14 protein-coding genes and 1 tRNA gene are annotated in these 15,387 nt (G+C 64.4%); 4 read left to right on the top strand and 11 right to left on the bottom strand.

From position 1 onward, the window contains the following. Positions 1-39 precede the first annotated feature (39 nt). The 7 genes from QRN25_RS11100 to QRN25_RS11070 all read right to left on the bottom strand — a co-directional run bounded on the left by QRN25_RS11100 (position 40) and on the right by QRN25_RS11070 (position 8,048). Complete coding sequence (locus tag QRN25_RS11100; protein ID WP_271182648.1) at positions 40-1,401, bottom strand: M48 family metalloprotease; 1,362 nt, start codon at positions 1,399-1,401, stop codon at positions 40-42. A 175-nt stretch (positions 1,402-1,576) separates the two neighbouring features. Then, a complete protein-coding gene (locus QRN25_RS11095) occupies positions 1,577-2,908 on the bottom strand; it encodes a PAS domain-containing protein (protein WP_285019600.1) in 1,332 nt (443 codons plus the stop codon). A gap of 92 nt (positions 2,909-3,000) precedes the next feature. Beyond that, complete coding sequence (locus QRN25_RS11090; RefSeq protein WP_271182650.1) at positions 3,001-4,302, bottom strand: MFS transporter; 1,302 nt, start codon at positions 4,300-4,302, stop codon at positions 3,001-3,003. A 40-nt stretch (positions 4,303-4,342) separates the two neighbouring features. Next, positions 4,343-4,684 (bottom strand): DUF2141 domain-containing protein, encoded by a 342-nt coding sequence (locus tag QRN25_RS11085; RefSeq protein WP_231958230.1) that lies wholly within the window; start codon positions 4,682-4,684, stop codon positions 4,343-4,345. 68 nt (positions 4,685-4,752) lie between these two features. Next, the gene (locus QRN25_RS11080) at positions 4,753-5,493 is read right to left on the bottom strand and encodes a sterol desaturase family protein (protein ID WP_271182651.1); all 741 of its coding nucleotides are present in this window, start codon (positions 5,491-5,493) and stop codon (positions 4,753-4,755) included. Positions 5,494-5,699: 206 nt separating this feature from the next. Then, entirely contained in the window at positions 5,700-7,130 is a 1,431-nt protein-coding gene (locus QRN25_RS11075) for a DEAD/DEAH box helicase (RefSeq protein ID WP_271182652.1), read from the bottom strand. A gap of 417 nt (positions 7,131-7,547) precedes the next feature. Then, complete coding sequence (locus tag QRN25_RS11070; protein ID WP_271182653.1) at positions 7,548-8,048, bottom strand: MmcB family DNA repair protein; 501 nt, start codon at positions 8,046-8,048, stop codon at positions 7,548-7,550. Positions 8,049-8,139: 91 nt separating this feature from the next. Here QRN25_RS11070 and QRN25_RS11065 point away from each other — a divergent pair. Together QRN25_RS11065 and rhuM are read left to right on the top strand one after the other, a co-directional pair. Continuing rightward, a tRNA-Arg gene (locus QRN25_RS11065) sits at positions 8,140-8,216 on the top strand. Between the two features lie 270 nt (positions 8,217-8,486). Further along, entirely contained in the window at positions 8,487-9,545 is a 1,059-nt protein-coding gene (gene rhuM / locus QRN25_RS11060; protein WP_285019596.1) for a RhuM family protein, read from the top strand. 80 nt (positions 9,546-9,625) lie between these two features. On the opposite strand, the gene QRN25_RS11055 is transcribed toward rhuM, so the two are convergent. The 4 genes from QRN25_RS11055 to QRN25_RS11040 form a co-directional block, all read right to left on the bottom strand. After that, positions 9,626-10,378, bottom strand: coding sequence for a hypothetical protein (locus QRN25_RS11055; protein WP_285019594.1), 753 nt, complete (start codon positions 10,376-10,378; stop codon positions 9,626-9,628). Between the two features lie 608 nt (positions 10,379-10,986). Further along, positions 10,987-11,634: a YoaK family protein gene (locus QRN25_RS11050; RefSeq protein ID WP_285019593.1), complete on the bottom strand. Its 648-nt coding sequence runs from the start codon at positions 11,632-11,634 to the stop codon at positions 10,987-10,989. Between the two features lie 21 nt (positions 11,635-11,655). Next, positions 11,656-11,904 carry a hypothetical protein gene (locus tag QRN25_RS11045; RefSeq protein ID WP_285019592.1) on the bottom strand — a complete coding sequence of 83 codons (249 nt, stop codon included), beginning with the start codon at positions 11,902-11,904 and terminating at the stop codon, positions 11,656-11,658. A gap of 225 nt (positions 11,905-12,129) precedes the next feature. Next, positions 12,130-12,366, bottom strand: coding sequence for a hypothetical protein (locus QRN25_RS11040; RefSeq protein ID WP_285019590.1), 237 nt, complete (start codon positions 12,364-12,366; stop codon positions 12,130-12,132). A gap of 421 nt (positions 12,367-12,787) precedes the next feature. Between QRN25_RS11040 and QRN25_RS11035 the strand changes: the two genes are divergently transcribed. Both QRN25_RS11035 and QRN25_RS11030 read left to right on the top strand, forming a co-directional pair. Beyond that, the gene (locus tag QRN25_RS11035; protein ID WP_285019589.1) at positions 12,788-13,405 is read left to right on the top strand and encodes an OB-fold-containig protein; all 618 of its coding nucleotides are present in this window, start codon (positions 12,788-12,790) and stop codon (positions 13,403-13,405) included. 39 nt (positions 13,406-13,444) lie between these two features. After that, positions 13,445-15,184, top strand: coding sequence for a flotillin family protein (locus tag QRN25_RS11030; protein WP_285019588.1), 1,740 nt, complete (start codon positions 13,445-13,447; stop codon positions 15,182-15,184). Positions 15,185-15,387 lie beyond the last annotated feature (203 nt).

Below are 15,387 nucleotides of genomic sequence, written 5' to 3'. Positions count from 1 at the left end.
CGAAAGGGTGGGGGATAAAGGGGAGCATTTCGAAGCCATCTAGCGCCGCTTCTTGTCGCGTTCCAGTTCGGCACGTGCCTGCATCTCGATGTCCTGCGCGCGGATCCAGTCGGGCGAGCCTTGCGGGAGGCCCGCTTCGGCCGCCTGGGCGCTGCGCAGCGCTTCCTCCATGCGGTCGGAAAGCACCTGCTGCTCGGCGCTGGCGAGGTAGGCGCGGGGCATGTCGCCGTTGGCGGCGTAGATCATGCCCAGCTGATACCAGGTAAAGGGGTTTTCCCGGTCGCGCGCGGCGGCGGTCTTGAGGACTTCCTGCGCTTCCTTGTAGTTCGCCCGGTCCTCGGTCGCCATCAGGGCGTGTCCGAAAAGGGTGGCGATCAGCGGCGTGTTGCCGGAAATCGTGTTGGCCTTGCGCAGCATCGGCAGCGCTTCGGCCGGCTTGCCCGCCTCGAGCAGGATCTGGCCGTCGAGTTCCAGGAAATAGGGATCGTTCGGATCGGTGGTGATCAGCGCCTCGGTTTCGGCGCGGGCCTCGGCGAACTTCGATTCGCGATGGAAGGCATAGGCGCGGGCGTAACGAGCGGGGACCGAGTTGTCGGTCATCGGGTACTTGCGCAGGACCTGATAAGGCTCGGCGAGGAAACCGAAGAGCTTGGCCTTGGCGCGCAGGAAGCGTTTCTGGATCGCCGCGTCGTCCGGCTTTTCCCAGGCGGCGTCCTTCTCGTAGGTATCCTTGAGCGTGGCGATGCGGTCGCCGGTAAGGGGGTGGCTGGAGTAGAACTCGTCGCCGTCCTTGGGGCGGTAGCCGTAGCGGAACTCCATGTTCTGGAGCTTCTCGAAGAAGGCGATCGAGCCGCGCCCGCTGATCCCGGCCTTCGACAGATACTGCGCGCCCGCCGCGTCGGCCGAGGCTTCCTGCGAGCGGTTATAGGCGAGGTACTTGCCCATCGCCGCCTGCTGGCCGGCCATGATGACGCCCATCGCCGCCTCGCCGCCGCCCGCAGCCGCCGCCGCCGCGCCGAGCAGGAGCGAGAGCAGCGAGATATTGGTCGCGCCCTTGCCGCCCATGTTGAGCACCGCATGGCCGCCGGTCACGTGGCCGAGTTCGTGCGCGACCACGCCCTGCACTTCGGCGGCGGTGTCCGCCTCGTCGATGAGCCCGGAATTGACGTAGACCGCCTGCCCGCCCGCGACGAAGGCATTGACCGAGGAATCGTTGACGAGGACGATGTCGACGTCGCCCGGCCTCAGGCCCGAGGCCTTGACCAGCGGCGCGGCCATGTCGCGCAGCAGCGCTTCGGTTTCGGCATCGCGCAGGATCGACTGGGCGGAGGCGGAAGCGGCGCAGGCCCCGAGCAGCGCGGGAATCGCGAACAGCAGGGCAGGTAGTCGCAGCTTGGGCATCGGTTCTCTTGGGGACCCCGGGGGCTTAACCGGCGATGAAGCCGCATGCATGCACGGTTGGGGTGGAGGTGTCGAGGCCCACGCCTCTTTCGTCATTGCGAGCGTAGCGAAGCAATCCAGGGCGGCGTAGTGTTGCCCTGGATTGCTTCGCTACGCTCGCAATGACGAGGGTGGTTCAGCCCAGCAACCGCCGCGCCGCACGTTGCAGCAGCGCTTCGTCGTCGCTGACTTCGCCGACCAGCACGATCTCCCCGCCGGGCAGCCGCCGCGCAACGAGCACGGTGAATTCCTCGCCGCTCCCATCGAGTTCCGCCAGCGGGCGTGCCTCGATCGCGCGCAGTTCGCTGGCGAGGCGTTCACGGGCATTCGCGGGGACGCTCCCCGCTTCCTCGCGGCGCAGGCGGCGTTCCTCGCGGACCAGCGCCTTCACGCCGCCGGGCGTCGCCGCGAGATGCGCGGAGAGCGTGCCGACCGCGAGGCCGATCCGTCCGGCATGGGCGATGACGGTGGCGAACCCGGTCAGGCGGGTCTTGTCATAGTCGGCGCCGAACACGAGCTTGACCAGCGGCAACAGCGGCGCGCGTTCCTGCGCTTTCAGCCCCGCATCCTCGATCAGTTCGGCGAGATCTTCCGGGGCATCCCGCGCCGCCAGCGCGAAGTCGTGGGCGCGGCCGATCGCGTCGTAGAGCGCCTGGTGCGAGCGTTCCTCGCTGCGCCGGGCCAGCAGCGCCAGTTCGCGCGCGGAAGCGAGCCAGTCGGCGAGGCCCATCTCGTGATCGACGAAGGAGGTCGGCTCGACCTCGAAGGAGAAGCCGGGGCTCGGCAGCTCCATCGGGGTATAGGCATCGATCGCGGGGAGTGAGAAGTCGCCACTGCCGAAATCCGCAGGCCCGTCCGCCCAGTCGGTCAGCGGTTCGGGTGCACGCAGCATGGCGGGGCGGCTTTCCTCTTCGTCGTCGCTCGACTGGCGGCGGGGAGGCAGCGGCTCGGCGCTCTCCTTCCAGTTGATGACGCCGTAGATGTAGTCGATCCGCCGCCCGTCGCGCGAAAAGGGCATCAGGATGCCGCGATAGAGCACCGTCATGCCCTGCGGGTTGACGTACTCGGCCTCGAACCCGATCGGCGCCTCATTGGCGAGGATCTGCATGTAGTGGTCGGTGATGCGGGAGAGCAGCGAGCCGCTGGGCACATCGGCAAGGCGACGGATCGTCCCTTGCGCGTCGCACTCCTGCACCAGCATCGCGCCGACATAGGCGATGGCGGGATCTTCGATCCCGTCCGTGAAATCGAGTAGGACGCTGCGCGGGCCGAAATCGGGCAAGTTGGCGGGATCGAGATCGGCGATGTCGGGGAAGGTCTTCTCCCCCAGCAGGCTCGCCCAGAAATTGTAGGCCCGCACCTGCATGCGGCGCTCGTCGTTGCCCGGCTTGGCGACCGGGGCGGCGGCGGTGACGTCGTCCCCTTCGGAATCGCCTTCACCCGAAAACTCGCCGTGTAAACTGTCCATGTCGAATCCCGACTCGCCCCTGTAGAGGGCCGGTTCTGGCGCAACTTGGTGTAATAAGGATTAAGTTGCGCCCGTGGAGCTTGCCGGAATCATCAGGCCTGCTTGACGATTCCCTCGCCCGGCTTGGGCAGCGGGGCGAGGATGCGCAGGGCCACGAAGGAGACGATCAGGAAGATCGATCCGGCATGCAGGGCGAAGGGCAGGTCCTTCCAGTCGGCCAGCATGCCCCAGGTCCACGATCCCAGCGCCATGCCGCCGAAGGTCACCGCCTGGTATATCGACAGGCAGCGGCCGAGGATCGCGTCCGGGGAACGCAGCTGCACTGCCGTATTCAGCGTGGTGAGGATCATCACCCAGGCCATGCCCGATACGAAGGCGGCGGGCAGGGCGTAGGCGATGCGGTCCACCTCGGCGATCAGCGACAGCGAGAACACGAACATCGCCGCGCCCATCGCGAGAATGCCCTCGAGCCCGATCCTGCGGCGGATCGGCCCGGTCAGCGGGGCGGCGGTGATCGAGCCGATGCCGAACAGGCCGAGCATCAACCCGTAGTCCAGCTCATCGCCATGGATCGGGCCGTTCACCACGGTCGGCAGCAGCGACTGGTAGGCGGCAAGGCTGAACCCGAGCGCGAAGCAGCGCGCCAGAATGCGGCGTAGCTGCGGGTTGGTGGCGCAGTAACGGATGCCGACGCCCACGGCGGGCAGGATCGGGCGGCGCTCGATCTGGCGCGGCGGCGGCTTCCACCACAGCAGCACGCCGATCAGGCCGATGTAGCTTATCGCATTGAAAGCGAAGGCGAACGATACGTCCCAAATGGAAATCAGCAATCCGCCCAGCGCCGGGCCGACCGAACGGGCGATGTTGAAGGAGATCGAGTTGAGCGCGATCGCCTGCGGCAGCTCGCGCGGCTCCACCTGCTGGCGCACCGAGGCCTGCCATGCCGGGGAGTTCAGCGCAGTGCCGATGCCGACGCTCAGCGTGAAGGCCAGCAGCAGGAACGGCGTCAGCATGTGCGCGTAGGCCATCGCCGCCAGCGCGGCCGAGACCACCAGCATCCCCACTTGCGCGGTCAGCATGACGAGGCGGCGGTCATAGTTGTCGGCGATGGCGCCCGCGAAGACGCCGAACAGCATGATCGGAACCGTCGCCGATGCCTGCACCAGCGCGACGAGCTGGTGCGAGGCGGTCAGCTCGGTCATCATCCAGGCGGCCGCAACGCCCTGCAGCGTGCCGCCGAGGTTCGAGAACAAGTTGGCGGTCCAGATCGCGCGGAACACCGGATAGCGAAAAGGCGAGAACGCGCCCGTCGGCGGAGGCGGCACGAGGTCCGCCGTTGCCACCTCGACCGTCTTTTCGACGGCCTCCTCGATCCTGTCCTCTTCCCGTCTCACACTTCAGGCGTAAGGCGCGGCGGTGGCGGGGGCAAGTCGGTCAGAGCAGATATCGCATCCGGATCGCCAGGCGGACAGGTTCCCCCGCGACATCGAACGCGGCCTGCGCGAACTTCGGCGGTCCCATGCGCACCGGCGCGTCGCGTGAAAAGCCGTAGCCTTCGCGCGGGATCATCAGCCGGGTGTCGAGCTTGCCGTTGCCGTTCTCGTCGTGAATCAGCGACACTGCATAGCGGCCCTGCGGCACCGCGCCGAAGTCCAAATGGAGGTCGCTTGCCGCCGGGACCGTCAGCTTGCGGGCCTGCGGGTCCTTCTCGCAATCGGGAAAAGCATCGGGCCGCGTCGTCAGGCAGGCCAGCACCTGCCCCTTTGCCGAGCGCATGTCCGTCACCGAAACCGACACGTCCGTGTTCTGCGGCGCCGTCGCCCCGGCCAGCAATACGACCAGGCTTAGGGCCGCGAGAACGCCTGTGACAGTCCGGCATCGGTGCCGCACAGATGGTCCCAGTGGCGGAAATAGAGGCCGTAGTTGCATCGATAGCTTTCATGGTGCCGTTGGTGATGGCTGGCGGTAATGAGCCAGCGCCCGAGCGGCGAATGAACGAGGGCACGGGGAAACATCTCCCAGCCCATGTGATTGGTGATCCCCATCACCGTCATGATCGTCAGCACCACGCCCAGCGCGCCGACGTGGATCGGCACGAGCAGCACCAGTGCCGGGATCACCACGGCCCCGGTCAATGCCTCGACGGGATGGAAGCTCATCGCCGCCCATGCCGTCGGCGGGCGGCTGGCGTGATGGACGGCATGGGCGATGCGGAATACCCGTGGCCGGTGCATCCAGCGATGGGTCCAATAGAACCACGTGTCGTGGAGCAAAAGGTAGACGAGCACCGAAACCGGCAGCCACCAGAGCGGCCGGTCGTGCACATCGGTATAGATGCGCGTCCAGCCATGCTCGCGCCAGCCCCATGCGACGACGCCTGAGGGAATGCCGTAGATCGCGGCCGAGGCGAGCGACCATGCGATCTCGCCGCGGATCTGGCGGTCCAAGCCCTTGTAATGGCCGGGCCGCACTCGCGCAGTGATCCAGGCGAACAGGCCGGACGTGAGGAGATAACGGACGCCCACGATTGCCGTCATGGCAAAGGCGGAAACAAGCACCGCAACAAGGGGAGCGTCGAGCGCCATGGGCGCGGGGAGTATGCCCTCAGGAGGGGAAGGGGAAGATAAAAAGAGGAAACCCGGGGCCAAAGGCCCCAGACCCCCATACTGCCGTGGTCACGCGCGCAGCTTCGCGGTGCTGCCCATTGCAGGGAGCGCGCTAGGTAGCTGCGCGAACAACGACGACAGTAACGGGGTCTGGGGCAATGGCCCCAGATTCCCTTTATTTCATCTTACCCTGCGCGCTTCACCGCACCCTTGTGCGCGCCCAGCCCCTTGGGGCCGCGCGGACGGAAGCGACGCTTGCGCTCGCCTTCGCCTTCGCCGCCTTCACGACGCTCGCCTTGCGGACGGTCACTGCGCTGGCCATCGCGGCGCGGCTGGCCGCCACGGCCGCCGCCGTTGCCGCCGCGCTGTCCGCCGCCGCCCTGGCGGCGCTCGCCCTGCGGCTGCTCCACCTTGCGCGAGGGTGCGGGCAGGCGTGCGGCCTGGTTCTGGAAGTCTTCCGGCAGCGCCAGCGGGTCGAGCTTCACGCGGGTCAGGCGCTCGATGTCGCGGATGTATGGCTTTTCGTCCGGCGCGACATAGCTGATCGCGACGCCGGTGGCGCCGGCGCGCGCGGTGCGGCCGATGCGGTGGACATACTGTTCCGCGACGTTCGGGATCTCGAAGTTATAGACGTGCGAAACGCCCGAGACGTCGATGCCGCGCGCGGCGATGTCGGTGGCGACGAGGACGCGCACGGTGCCCTGGCGGAAGCCGCCGAGGGCGGCGGTGCGCTGGGCCTGGCTCTTGTTGCCGTGGATCGCGGCGGCCGGGATGCCGGCGGCGACGAGGTGGCGCACGACGCGGTCGGCGCCGTGCTTGGTGCGGGTGAACACCAGAGCGCGGTCGATGGCGCCGTGCGATGCCTTCTCCTCGGCGTCAGGCGCAAGGCCCGCGCGCAGCGAGAGGGTCAGCAGCGCCTGCTTCTCGGCCTGGTTGATGTGGGTGGCGAACTGTTCGACGCGCTCGGCGGTGGTCGACTGCGGCGCCACTTCGACCTTGACCGGGTCGTTGATGAACTGGCGGCCGAGGTCGGCGATCGCCTGCGGCATGGTGGCCGAGAAGAACAGGCTCTGGCGCGTCTTGGGCAGCAGCGCGGCGACGCGCTTGAGCGGGACGATGAAGCCCAGGTCCATCATCTGGTCGGCTTCGTCGAGGACGAAGATCTCGACGTGGCGCAGCGTCAGCGCGCGCTGGTCGATCAGGTCGAGTAGGCGGCCGGGGGTGGCGACGAGGATGTCGACGCCGCGCTCCAGCGCGCGGGCCTGCTTGCCCACGGGCACGCCGCCGAAGATGCACTGGACCGTCAGGTTCAGGAACTTCGCGTAGCCGCGCATGTTCTCGGCGATCTGCGCGGCGAGTTCGCGGGTGGGCGAGAGCACCAGCATGCGGCAGCCGGCGTTCTGGCGCGGCTTGGGGTCCTGCGCGAGGCGGTGGAGCGAAGGCAGCGAGAACGCGGCGGTCTTGCCGGTGCCGGTCTGCGCTATGCCGAGGAGGTCACGGCCTTCGAGCAGCGAGGGGATCGCCTTGCGCTGGATAGGCGAGGGATCGGTGTAACCCTTGACGGCGAGCGCGCGGAGGATCGGCTCGGCGAGGCCAAGTTCGGAGAAATAGGACATGCGTCACTTTCAAAAGTGCGGGGCGCGCAAGGCTTTTGAAAAAAAGGCGCGCGCACAGCGAGGTGTCGTTGCGGCGACCCTGCGTGAGGAAGGAAGCTAGTTGGTCGCAACCGCCAGTCCGGGCCGGTCTTGGCTGGATGCCGCGACCTCACGCTGCTCTCGGATTGCGGCGGGGCGGACCCCGCACGCCGGTTGCTGGCGGGTCACTTAGTGTGAATTACGGCAAAGCGCAAGAAAATTGCGGATAAGTTGCAGAAGTGCCCACTCGCTGCGAAAATCGAGGCGGTGCAGTTGAGCCCTCTTCGTCATTGCGAGCGCAGCGAAGCAATCCAGGGCAGTGTAGAGCCGCCCTGGATTGCTTCGCTGCGCTCGCAATGACGTGCCAAGGGCAAGTTTTGTTCCAGCTTAGCTTCGGCCTCAACCACCTTCATTCCCCCACTGCAGCGTATGTGGATCGCCCAGCGTCACCAGCCGCCGCAGCGAGGCACGCGCCAGCCGCTCGGTCTCCACCTTGCGCCGGGCGGCGGCAAGCTGGCGCAGGGGAGCGGGGCGCAGGATTTCCGCGTCGTAGCCATCGGCCACGATCACCCCGCAACTGTCGGGCAGGAACGCCTCGCTCTCCAGCGGGCTGCGGTCCAGCAAAGGAGAGAGCCCCCAGTAGAACCGGTCGCAGTAGTCGAGATAGTCGGTCCACTTGCCGTCGCCGAGCAGGTCCGCGCGCGCCACCTTGATCTCGACGATGATGACGTGCCCCTTGGCGTCGATCCCCATGAGATCGGCCCGCCGTCCGCAGCGCAGCGGCATTTCCGGCATGCACCAGATGCCGTTGCGGGCGAACAGCCGGGCGATCCCGCGAGCCACGTCCACGGCGGTATGCCCATGCGAAGGGGCGAGGGAGAGCGAATCAGCTTCGGCCATGATCGCCATCATAGGAACATATCGAGAACTGACAAGTCATCGCATTTGGCGCTGGCAAGCCCCGCTTGCGTCTGCTAACCGCGCTGGCACTGCACCCGTAGCTCAGCTGGATAGAGCGCTGCCCTCCGAAGGCAGAGGCCACAGGTTCGAATCCTGTCGGGTGCACCATTGTATCTCCGCTATCGCGTTGAGATTGAATGGGAATTTGGAATGCACTCAGACAGCGTTCCCACACTTCTCCCCACATTTGGTTTTAGCTATGCGCTGGTGTCAGCCGGCTAGCGGGCGCTTGGGTCGAAGTGATGGTGTCATGGGATAGCCCCCCAGATATGAATTGGGGCGGATACCCCACCCAGCGCTGTGTATAATCGGTAGCCGTCGGTGGACTCGCGTTACGAGTCCAAGGATCACTATTTGTTCTAGATCGTGGAGCAGATGATGACCGATTCGGAACCGGTGGTTCTCCAAGAGGACGAGTCCACTGGAGACCGCTTTCTCGTTTACAGCACGGATAAGGGGCTGCGCCTCGACATCCGTTATGAGGGCGAGACCTTATGGATGACGCAGGCGCAGATTTCGGAGCTTTTCGGGGTTTCACGGCAAGCGGTAAACAGCCACGTCAACAACATCTACGACGAAGGTGAACTGGACAGAGAGGCAACCTGCAAGGAAATCTTGCAGGTTCGAATCGAGGGTGAACGCGAGGTAAGCCGCCGGACGTTCATCCATAATTTGGATGCTATCATAGCAATTGGCTATCGGGTTTCCACAAAGCAGGGGACCCTGTTCCGGCGTTGGGCCACTGAAAAGCTGGTCCAGTTTGCGGTTAAAGGGTTTGTCATTGACTCGGTGAGGCTCAAGCAGCCGGAAAATTCCGATCGGCTTGCTGAACTGCGAGAAATCATCCGCGACATCCGATCGGATGAAGCGAACGTTTACCGTGAACTTCGCCGCATCTGCGCGATGTGTCAGGACTATGACGGCGATTCCGAGAGGTGGCGGGAGTTTTACAAGAACACCCAGGCCAAGATCGTCTACGCGGTCACTTCAATGACGCCGGCTGAGCTGATACGCGACCGAGCCGATGCAGAGCAGCCGCACATGGGCTTGCGGAGCTGGCCGAACGACAACATTCGGAAGAACGATGTCACAGTCTCCAAGAATTATTTTGGCGACCCCGAGGTTAAGGAACTTAACCGGCTGACCAACATCCTGCTCGACATTTTCGAGGACCAAGCGGAAATCGGGCGGCTCGTGATGATGAATGATGCCCAAAAGCTCTTGGATCAGAACTTGAAAAATCTTGGGCGCGTGGTGCTAACGAGTGGCGGCCACGTATCAAAGTCGGATGCGGATCGTCATGCCGAGCAGCAATACAAGATTTACGATGAGAAGCGGAAAGCCGAGCGGCGTTTAGAGGCAGATCGTGCCATCGCCACCTTGAGGGAGCAGGACAAAGCCCTGCCGAAAACCCGGGGCAGGCCTAGGGCGAAGTAAGTCGCGCTAGGCCTCAAAGCAGATCAAGCTGTGACGGAGCACATGAGGCCTCCGAGGCGCGGGCCAATGGACACGCTACGCTAAGCTTCCGTAGAGCGCCTCGACTCTCGCGCCTCGTCGAACGGCGTCGCTAGCCCGATCTCCTTCAGAAGTAGTCGGCCGAGAGGAGCGATCTCCACTCGATGCTTGAAGTCGCCGATCCGGGATTCAAATTCCGGTAGCTCCCCCTTCTTCACGTTACCGTAATTTCGTTTCAGCAGGTCTAGGCGTAACAGGTGAGCCTTACCTGCCTCATAAAGCCGTTGCTGTTCGTGGGCCTCTGGTGGCGAGCCAAGATGCGCCCGCCCCGGCATCTGGATCTCGGCGAAAGCGCGCCTGTCGCCGCCAGCATAGGTTCGCCCGTAGGCGTTCAAAATTGCCACCTCATCGTCATCAAGTTCGCCAAGCATGACGAGAAGCCGCCGGCGCCGCAGAACGTCAATGTCGTTGGCGTCCAAGCCTCCTGCCACGGCGTTAGCGATCTGAAGGATGCGCTCCTCAGACATTGCCCGCGCTGCTTGATAACCGCCCTCTTCAATTAGGTCGATCTTGGCAGCGTTCCCGGCGAGAGCCTGTCTCGTCTCTTCCGCGAGCTTCTGAATGCGGGTGTCCAATTCCCTGACGTACGCGGCAATGCGGTCAGCCCGCTGCCTGGGAACCGCGACGCCGATGATCTCTGCCAGGGGGCCACCAATCAGCGGAATGAGGCTTGCCGCGCCTTTTCCGATCGCAACCAATTGATCACGGAAATTGTCGTCGAGGGGGGCGTACCTAGCGAGCGGATCGTCGGTCATGTCGCCTCTGAAGTTTTGGGCTGGATAGAGCGAGAATAAGCAGAACAAATATTTGCAGAATCAGTAAAGCTTGCGCCGAGTGCGTGTGGCGACCGCATTAAACTGCCGCCACACGCTCCGTTTCCTAATTAAGGTTTACGACGGCTATATGGGCTTTGATTCGTCGGTTTGAGCGATACGCCTGCCTCAGAGGCTGCGCTGTAAACCGCGCTTTCAGAGCGCCCCATTTTCAGGCCGATAACCCGGGTGGGAGTGTTCTGAGATGCAAGCTGCTGAAGCTGCTTAACTTCGGACGAACCCCACGGCTTTCCGTGGTTGGGCGGCTGTTTTGCCATAGTACGATATTCCTTACAGACTATCGCAACCGCCTTGACCTCCAGAGCCGACCGGATAATTTGTCCGGCGCGAGTACGCTCATGCCCACCGGCGGCTGCAAACCGTGGTGGAATGAAGGGGGCCGAGGTAACGACTCGGCTCCCACTTCATGTCAGTCACATGATTCCGTGGATGCCGCTCAAGAGCGAGTCTTTTGGGCAACAGTGATGCAGTTTTCCACAACTCGCTAACAGGCTGTCAACCAAGTGATCCTTGCTGAGGCGGCTCGAACCCTAGGGGGAGCGCTTTGATGGTCCCGCCACTGCGGCATATGCGGTCATCGATCCTGCTGCGAGCACCGCCACCCAGATCGCGACGTTACCCGCCCGGATGAAGGCGAAGGCACCCAAGGAAGTCCCGCAGACCAACGATGCCCACAAGATCAGATAGGGCGCCCAATTCCACTTCGGGCCGCCCATGAAAGCCGACGCGATATGCTGCCCCAGCTTGACCAGCGCGCCGGTCATGTAGGTCACACCGATCGAAACTTCGCCGTTACGTTGGAAGACGGCATTCTCCGCGCCCATGGCCGCCGCCAGAACCATCGCGACCGGCAGGTGGGAAGTCACTTCGCTCAAGGATGCGGCTGCGGTAAGAAGCCCGGTCACGAGCGCCAGCACGGCGGGCTTACGATGTCGAGCCGCGCGGGAAGCGACGAAAGAACCTGCGATCACCCCGGACACGAACGACAGGACCAGAGATCCTGCAACGAACGCCGCCGGGATGTCCCGAACGAGCCCGACCGCCACCCGCGTGGAATTGCCGCTCATGAACGATACGAAAAAGCCGCCGAGGCTGATGAACCCGATCGCATCAACGAAGCCAGCCAAGGCCGCGAGCATCGCCGCCAACACCCAGAGCCGCTTCTCATAGGCGATCATCGTTGGCGGACCTACAGGCAATCAGTGCTTGTGAAACTTCGGGAGGTCACCCGCGATGTCTGACAGCATCCCGGCCCAGCAACCGATCATAAGGCCTTCCTCCTTGCTGGTCTCCGCACTGATGGCGCCGTAAATTCCCAGCTTGCCAGCCAACTCCTCAACGGACAGCAGGCCTTCCCTCTGTAGCAAAGTGGCAATCACCAGGAGCGCGCCGCCGGTAGCCCGAACGAGCGCCTGTTCCGTTTCGGAGAGTGAAGTGCCTTCCGTCATGTCGTTTGACCTTTCACCTTAGGGCCGCCCCTCTGCGGGCGCACCGACCTTGAACCATATGGCGTCGCGGACCGGCAAGGACTCCGGGGGCAATTGGCCTGCAATCGAACGCTCTTGTTCGGCTCACCGCATACCGGCTCACAATGTGCACAAGTGCATAGTCATTCCCACCGGCATCGCCATTAGCGAGGGCACGGCGCGGCGACTTGCAGGGGATCGCCGCGCCTACCTGACCCGTGCGAGGAAGCGATAAGGCTCATGGGCCGCGCCGATCAACTGGCCAAGCTCTGCCGCCTGCGCGCTATCCATGACGATGTTGACCAATTCGAGCAGTTCGCTTTCGTCGGCCGGCCAGCCTTCGAAAGAGGCTCCGTGAAGTGCTGCCGCGATGTCGTCTTCGGTAATTTCCCGGAACGACTGGTTCTTCATCTGGGCTCTCCTCCTGATGGTGACGAAGACCATGCGCTCGGAAGCATCCCGGGCCAGTTAAAAGCTTGCAAGGCCAAATGTGCGGACGGCACACAACCAGCGCATCCATCGCTACTCTAGGGGCCAATGCCGAAAGCATGATCGTTGCACCGAGCGCCTTCCTTGCGCTGGTGCTGCTGGCATCGGTAGCCCTCTACTACGGCCTGGAAACCTGCCCAACGCTGGCACAACCGCCGCACGCCGTCCCCATGCGGGGCGGACCGTTAAACGGCCAAGCGCCAAGTCCTCGTGATCTCGGCTAGCAAGAAATAGCCTCGACGCGGAGGAAACCACGTTCTGCGCAACAACTTCATCGTCATGACATGGAAATAGGCTGTCATCGCCTCCTGATGATCGCACTTTTCCCTGCCTGTTCAACATGACAGGCGCATTCCCTCATGATAGCCTGAGCGCGATGTTGTCTCAGATGCTGACGCCAGCCTACCTCCCTTTCGCGTTCTCCTTCGTGCTCATGATCGGTATCGGCCTGATCGAAGCCATCGGGCTGGGCCTCGGCCAGTTCGATCTCGACGGCGATTTCAGCGGGGACGGCGATGGCGGGATGCTCAGCTGGCTGGGCCTGGGCGGCGAGTTGCCGATCCTGATCTGGCTCACTTCGCTGCTCGGCTGCTTCACGCTGGCCGGCATCGCGCTGCAACAGGGCATGACCGCGATCGGCGGCGCCCCGCTGCCCTGGCTGGGGGCCTCGGGTGGCGCTCTCGTTGCAGGTGCCGCGCTCAACACCTTCGCCGCTAACGGCCTGGCGCGCATCCTGCCGGGTTTCGAGACGACGGTGATCTCCACCGACGATCTGCTGCGGCAGCGCGGCACTATCCTCGAAGGCACCGCCCGTCGCGGTGCCCCGGCTCGCGCCAAGGTAGTGGACCGCCACGGCCAAGCCCACTTCGTGATGGTGGAGCCGCACGACGATTCTGATGCCATCCCCTCGGGCGAGACCGCACTGCTGGTCCGGCGCGAGGGGCAAGTTTTCTTCGCAGTGCCCGATCGGCCTGCGTCCTTGCGACTGCCCTGATGCACGGCGGTCGCGCAGCAAACTGGGGAAGGGTCCAACGTGCCTGATTCGCTACTCAACGTCCTGATCTATGCCGGCATCGTGCTGCTGGCGCTCATCGTGATCGGCATCATCCTGACGCGCCTCTATCGCCGCGCGACCAAGGACGTGGCGCTGATCCGCACCGGTTTCGGCGGGGAAAAGGTGGTGCTAAACGGCGGCATCATGGTGATCCCGGTGCTGCACGAACTGATGCAGGTGCGCCTGACCACGGTGAAGCTGGAAGTCTCCCGTCTCAACAAGGACGCGCTCATCACACTCGACAAGCTGCGCGTCGATGTGATCGGCCTGTTCCACATCAAGGTGAAGCCCGATGCCCAGTCGATAGCCGCCGCCGCGCAGACGCTGGGCGATTCGGTGAACAGCCCCGATGCGGTGAAGTCGCTGCTCGATGGAAAGCTGGTCTCCGCTCTCCGCTCGGTCGCCGCTACGATGACCATGGAGCACCTGCACGCCAACCGCGCCGACTTCATCCAGAAGGTGCAGGAAGCGCTGATGACCGACCTGGATATGAACGGCTTCCAACTCGAATCGGTCAGCATCACGCATTTCGACCAGACTGCGTTCGAACACTTCAACGAAAACAATGCCTTCGATGCTGAGGGCCTGACCGTGCTCACTCGCACGATCGAGGAACGCAAGAAGATTCGCAACGACATCGTCGCCACCAACCGTGTCGAGATCGAGCAGCGCAACCTGGAGGCGAACAACCAATCGCTGGAGATCGCCCAGGCGGCCGAGCAGGCGCGGCTGACGCAGGAGCAGACGCTCTCCGCCCGCCGTGCCGAGCAGGCGACCGCGATTGCCACCGCCGAAGCCGAGCAGACGCGCCTTGCCGAGATCGCGCGGATCACCGCAAGCCAGGCGCAGACGGTGGCCCAGACCGAGGCGGACAAGATCATCCAGACCGCCACGATCGCGCGCGACGGCGCGATCCAGACCGCCACCATCGAGCGGGACCGCACCATCGAGATCGCCCGCATTACTACTGCGGTGCAGACCGCGCAGAAGTCCGAGGAGGAATCGACCGCGACCGCCGCCGCCAACGAGGCGCGCGCGCTCGCCGTCCGGGCCGAGGAAAGCGTGGCGACGGCCAAGGCCACCGAAATCGCCAACCGAAATAAGAACGTAGCGGTCATCGCCGCCACCCAGCGCGCGCAGGAAGAGGCGGTGGGTATCACTGTCGCCGCCACGGCCGAGAAGGAAGCCGCCGAAGCCCGCGCCAGCGCCCTGCGCACCGAAGCTACCGCCGAGGCCGACGCCGAGAAGGTCCGTGCTCAGGGCCGCGAAGCCGCTTTCGCCGTCGATGCCGCCGGCCAAGCTGCGATCAACGAGGCGACCAACCTGCTCAACGAAGCGCAGACCGCGCTACTCGTCCGGAAGGCCGTGCTGGAAGCCCTGCCCGCGATCATCGCAGCGGCCAGCAAGCCGATGGAAAACATCGACAGGATCAGCATCCTCGATGCCCGGGGCCTGCACGGCGATGCCGCCACCGGCGAGCGCGGCGGCCCTGCTGCGAACGAGAACCTCGCCGACGCGGCTGTCTCCGCCGCAATGCGCTATCGCGTGGGCGGTCCGCTGATCGACAGCCTCATGACCGAGCTGGGCATGAACGGCGGTTCGCTGAACGGTATGTTGGCCGCCAGCGGCGTAGCGGAAGCGCCGTACGCCCCCGCTGTTGCTGCGCCTGGCACCGCACCCACTCCGGCGCCTGCCAATCCCGAGCCGGACGTAGCCTGAATCTTGCAGGGAGCCGGCCCCAGCCCGGCTCCCGCATCGGTACCCGACATCTGACCGGCAACGGTGCCGGTTGAGACGATTTCGTAGAAGTAGCGCTCCATCGCTTCGGCGGCGGGGAATTAGCGATAGCTGAGCGACAAGAGCGGAGTCTCCTTGAGGAGCGGCTTCGATTAGAAAGCCGCGTTGGGCTCGGGTTTGATTCG

This window comes from Novosphingobium sp. fls2-241-R2A-195 (assembly GCF_030209485.1).
GTDB lineage: Bacteria > Pseudomonadota > Alphaproteobacteria > Sphingomonadales > Sphingomonadaceae > Novosphingobium > Novosphingobium resinovorum.
This window is presented reverse-complemented; position numbering and strand designations above follow the sequence as displayed.

What these genes read in the sequence shown, in the direction of transcription:
- QRN25_RS11055 (WP_285019594.1), bottom strand. Translation starts at nt 10,378, where the DNA reads ATGACCGACGATCCGCTCGCTAGGTACGCCCCCCTCGACGACAATTTC.
- QRN25_RS11070 (WP_271182653.1), bottom strand. Translation starts at nt 8,048, where the DNA reads ATGGCCGAAGCTGATTCGCTCTCCCTCGCCCCTTCGCATGGGCATACC.
- QRN25_RS11035 (WP_285019589.1), top strand. Translation starts at nt 12,788, where the DNA reads ATGTTGTCTCAGATGCTGACGCCAGCCTACCTCCCTTTCGCGTTCTCC.
- QRN25_RS11095 (WP_285019600.1), bottom strand. Translation starts at nt 2,908, where the DNA reads ATGGACAGTTTACACGGCGAGTTTTCGGGTGAAGGCGATTCCGAAGGG.
- QRN25_RS11045 (WP_285019592.1), bottom strand. Translation starts at nt 11,904, where the DNA reads ATGACGGAAGGCACTTCACTCTCCGAAACGGAACAGGCGCTCGTTCGG.
- QRN25_RS11100 (WP_271182648.1), bottom strand. Translation starts at nt 1,401, where the DNA reads ATGCCCAAGCTGCGACTACCTGCCCTGCTGTTCGCGATTCCCGCGCTG.
- QRN25_RS11050 (WP_285019593.1), bottom strand. Translation starts at nt 11,634, where the DNA reads ATGATCGCCTATGAGAAGCGGCTCTGGGTGTTGGCGGCGATGCTCGCG.
- QRN25_RS11075 (WP_271182652.1), bottom strand. Translation starts at nt 7,130, where the DNA reads ATGTCCTATTTCTCCGAACTTGGCCTCGCCGAGCCGATCCTCCGCGCG.
- QRN25_RS11085 (WP_231958230.1), bottom strand. Translation starts at nt 4,684, where the DNA reads ATGCGCTCGGCAAAGGGGCAGGTGCTGGCCTGCCTGACGACGCGGCCC.
- QRN25_RS11080 (WP_271182651.1), bottom strand. Translation starts at nt 5,493, where the DNA reads ATGGCGCTCGACGCTCCCCTTGTTGCGGTGCTTGTTTCCGCCTTTGCC.
- rhuM (WP_285019596.1), top strand. Translation starts at nt 8,487, where the DNA reads ATGACCGATTCGGAACCGGTGGTTCTCCAAGAGGACGAGTCCACTGGA.
- QRN25_RS11040 (WP_285019590.1), bottom strand. Translation starts at nt 12,366, where the DNA reads ATGGTCTTCGTCACCATCAGGAGGAGAGCCCAGATGAAGAACCAGTCG.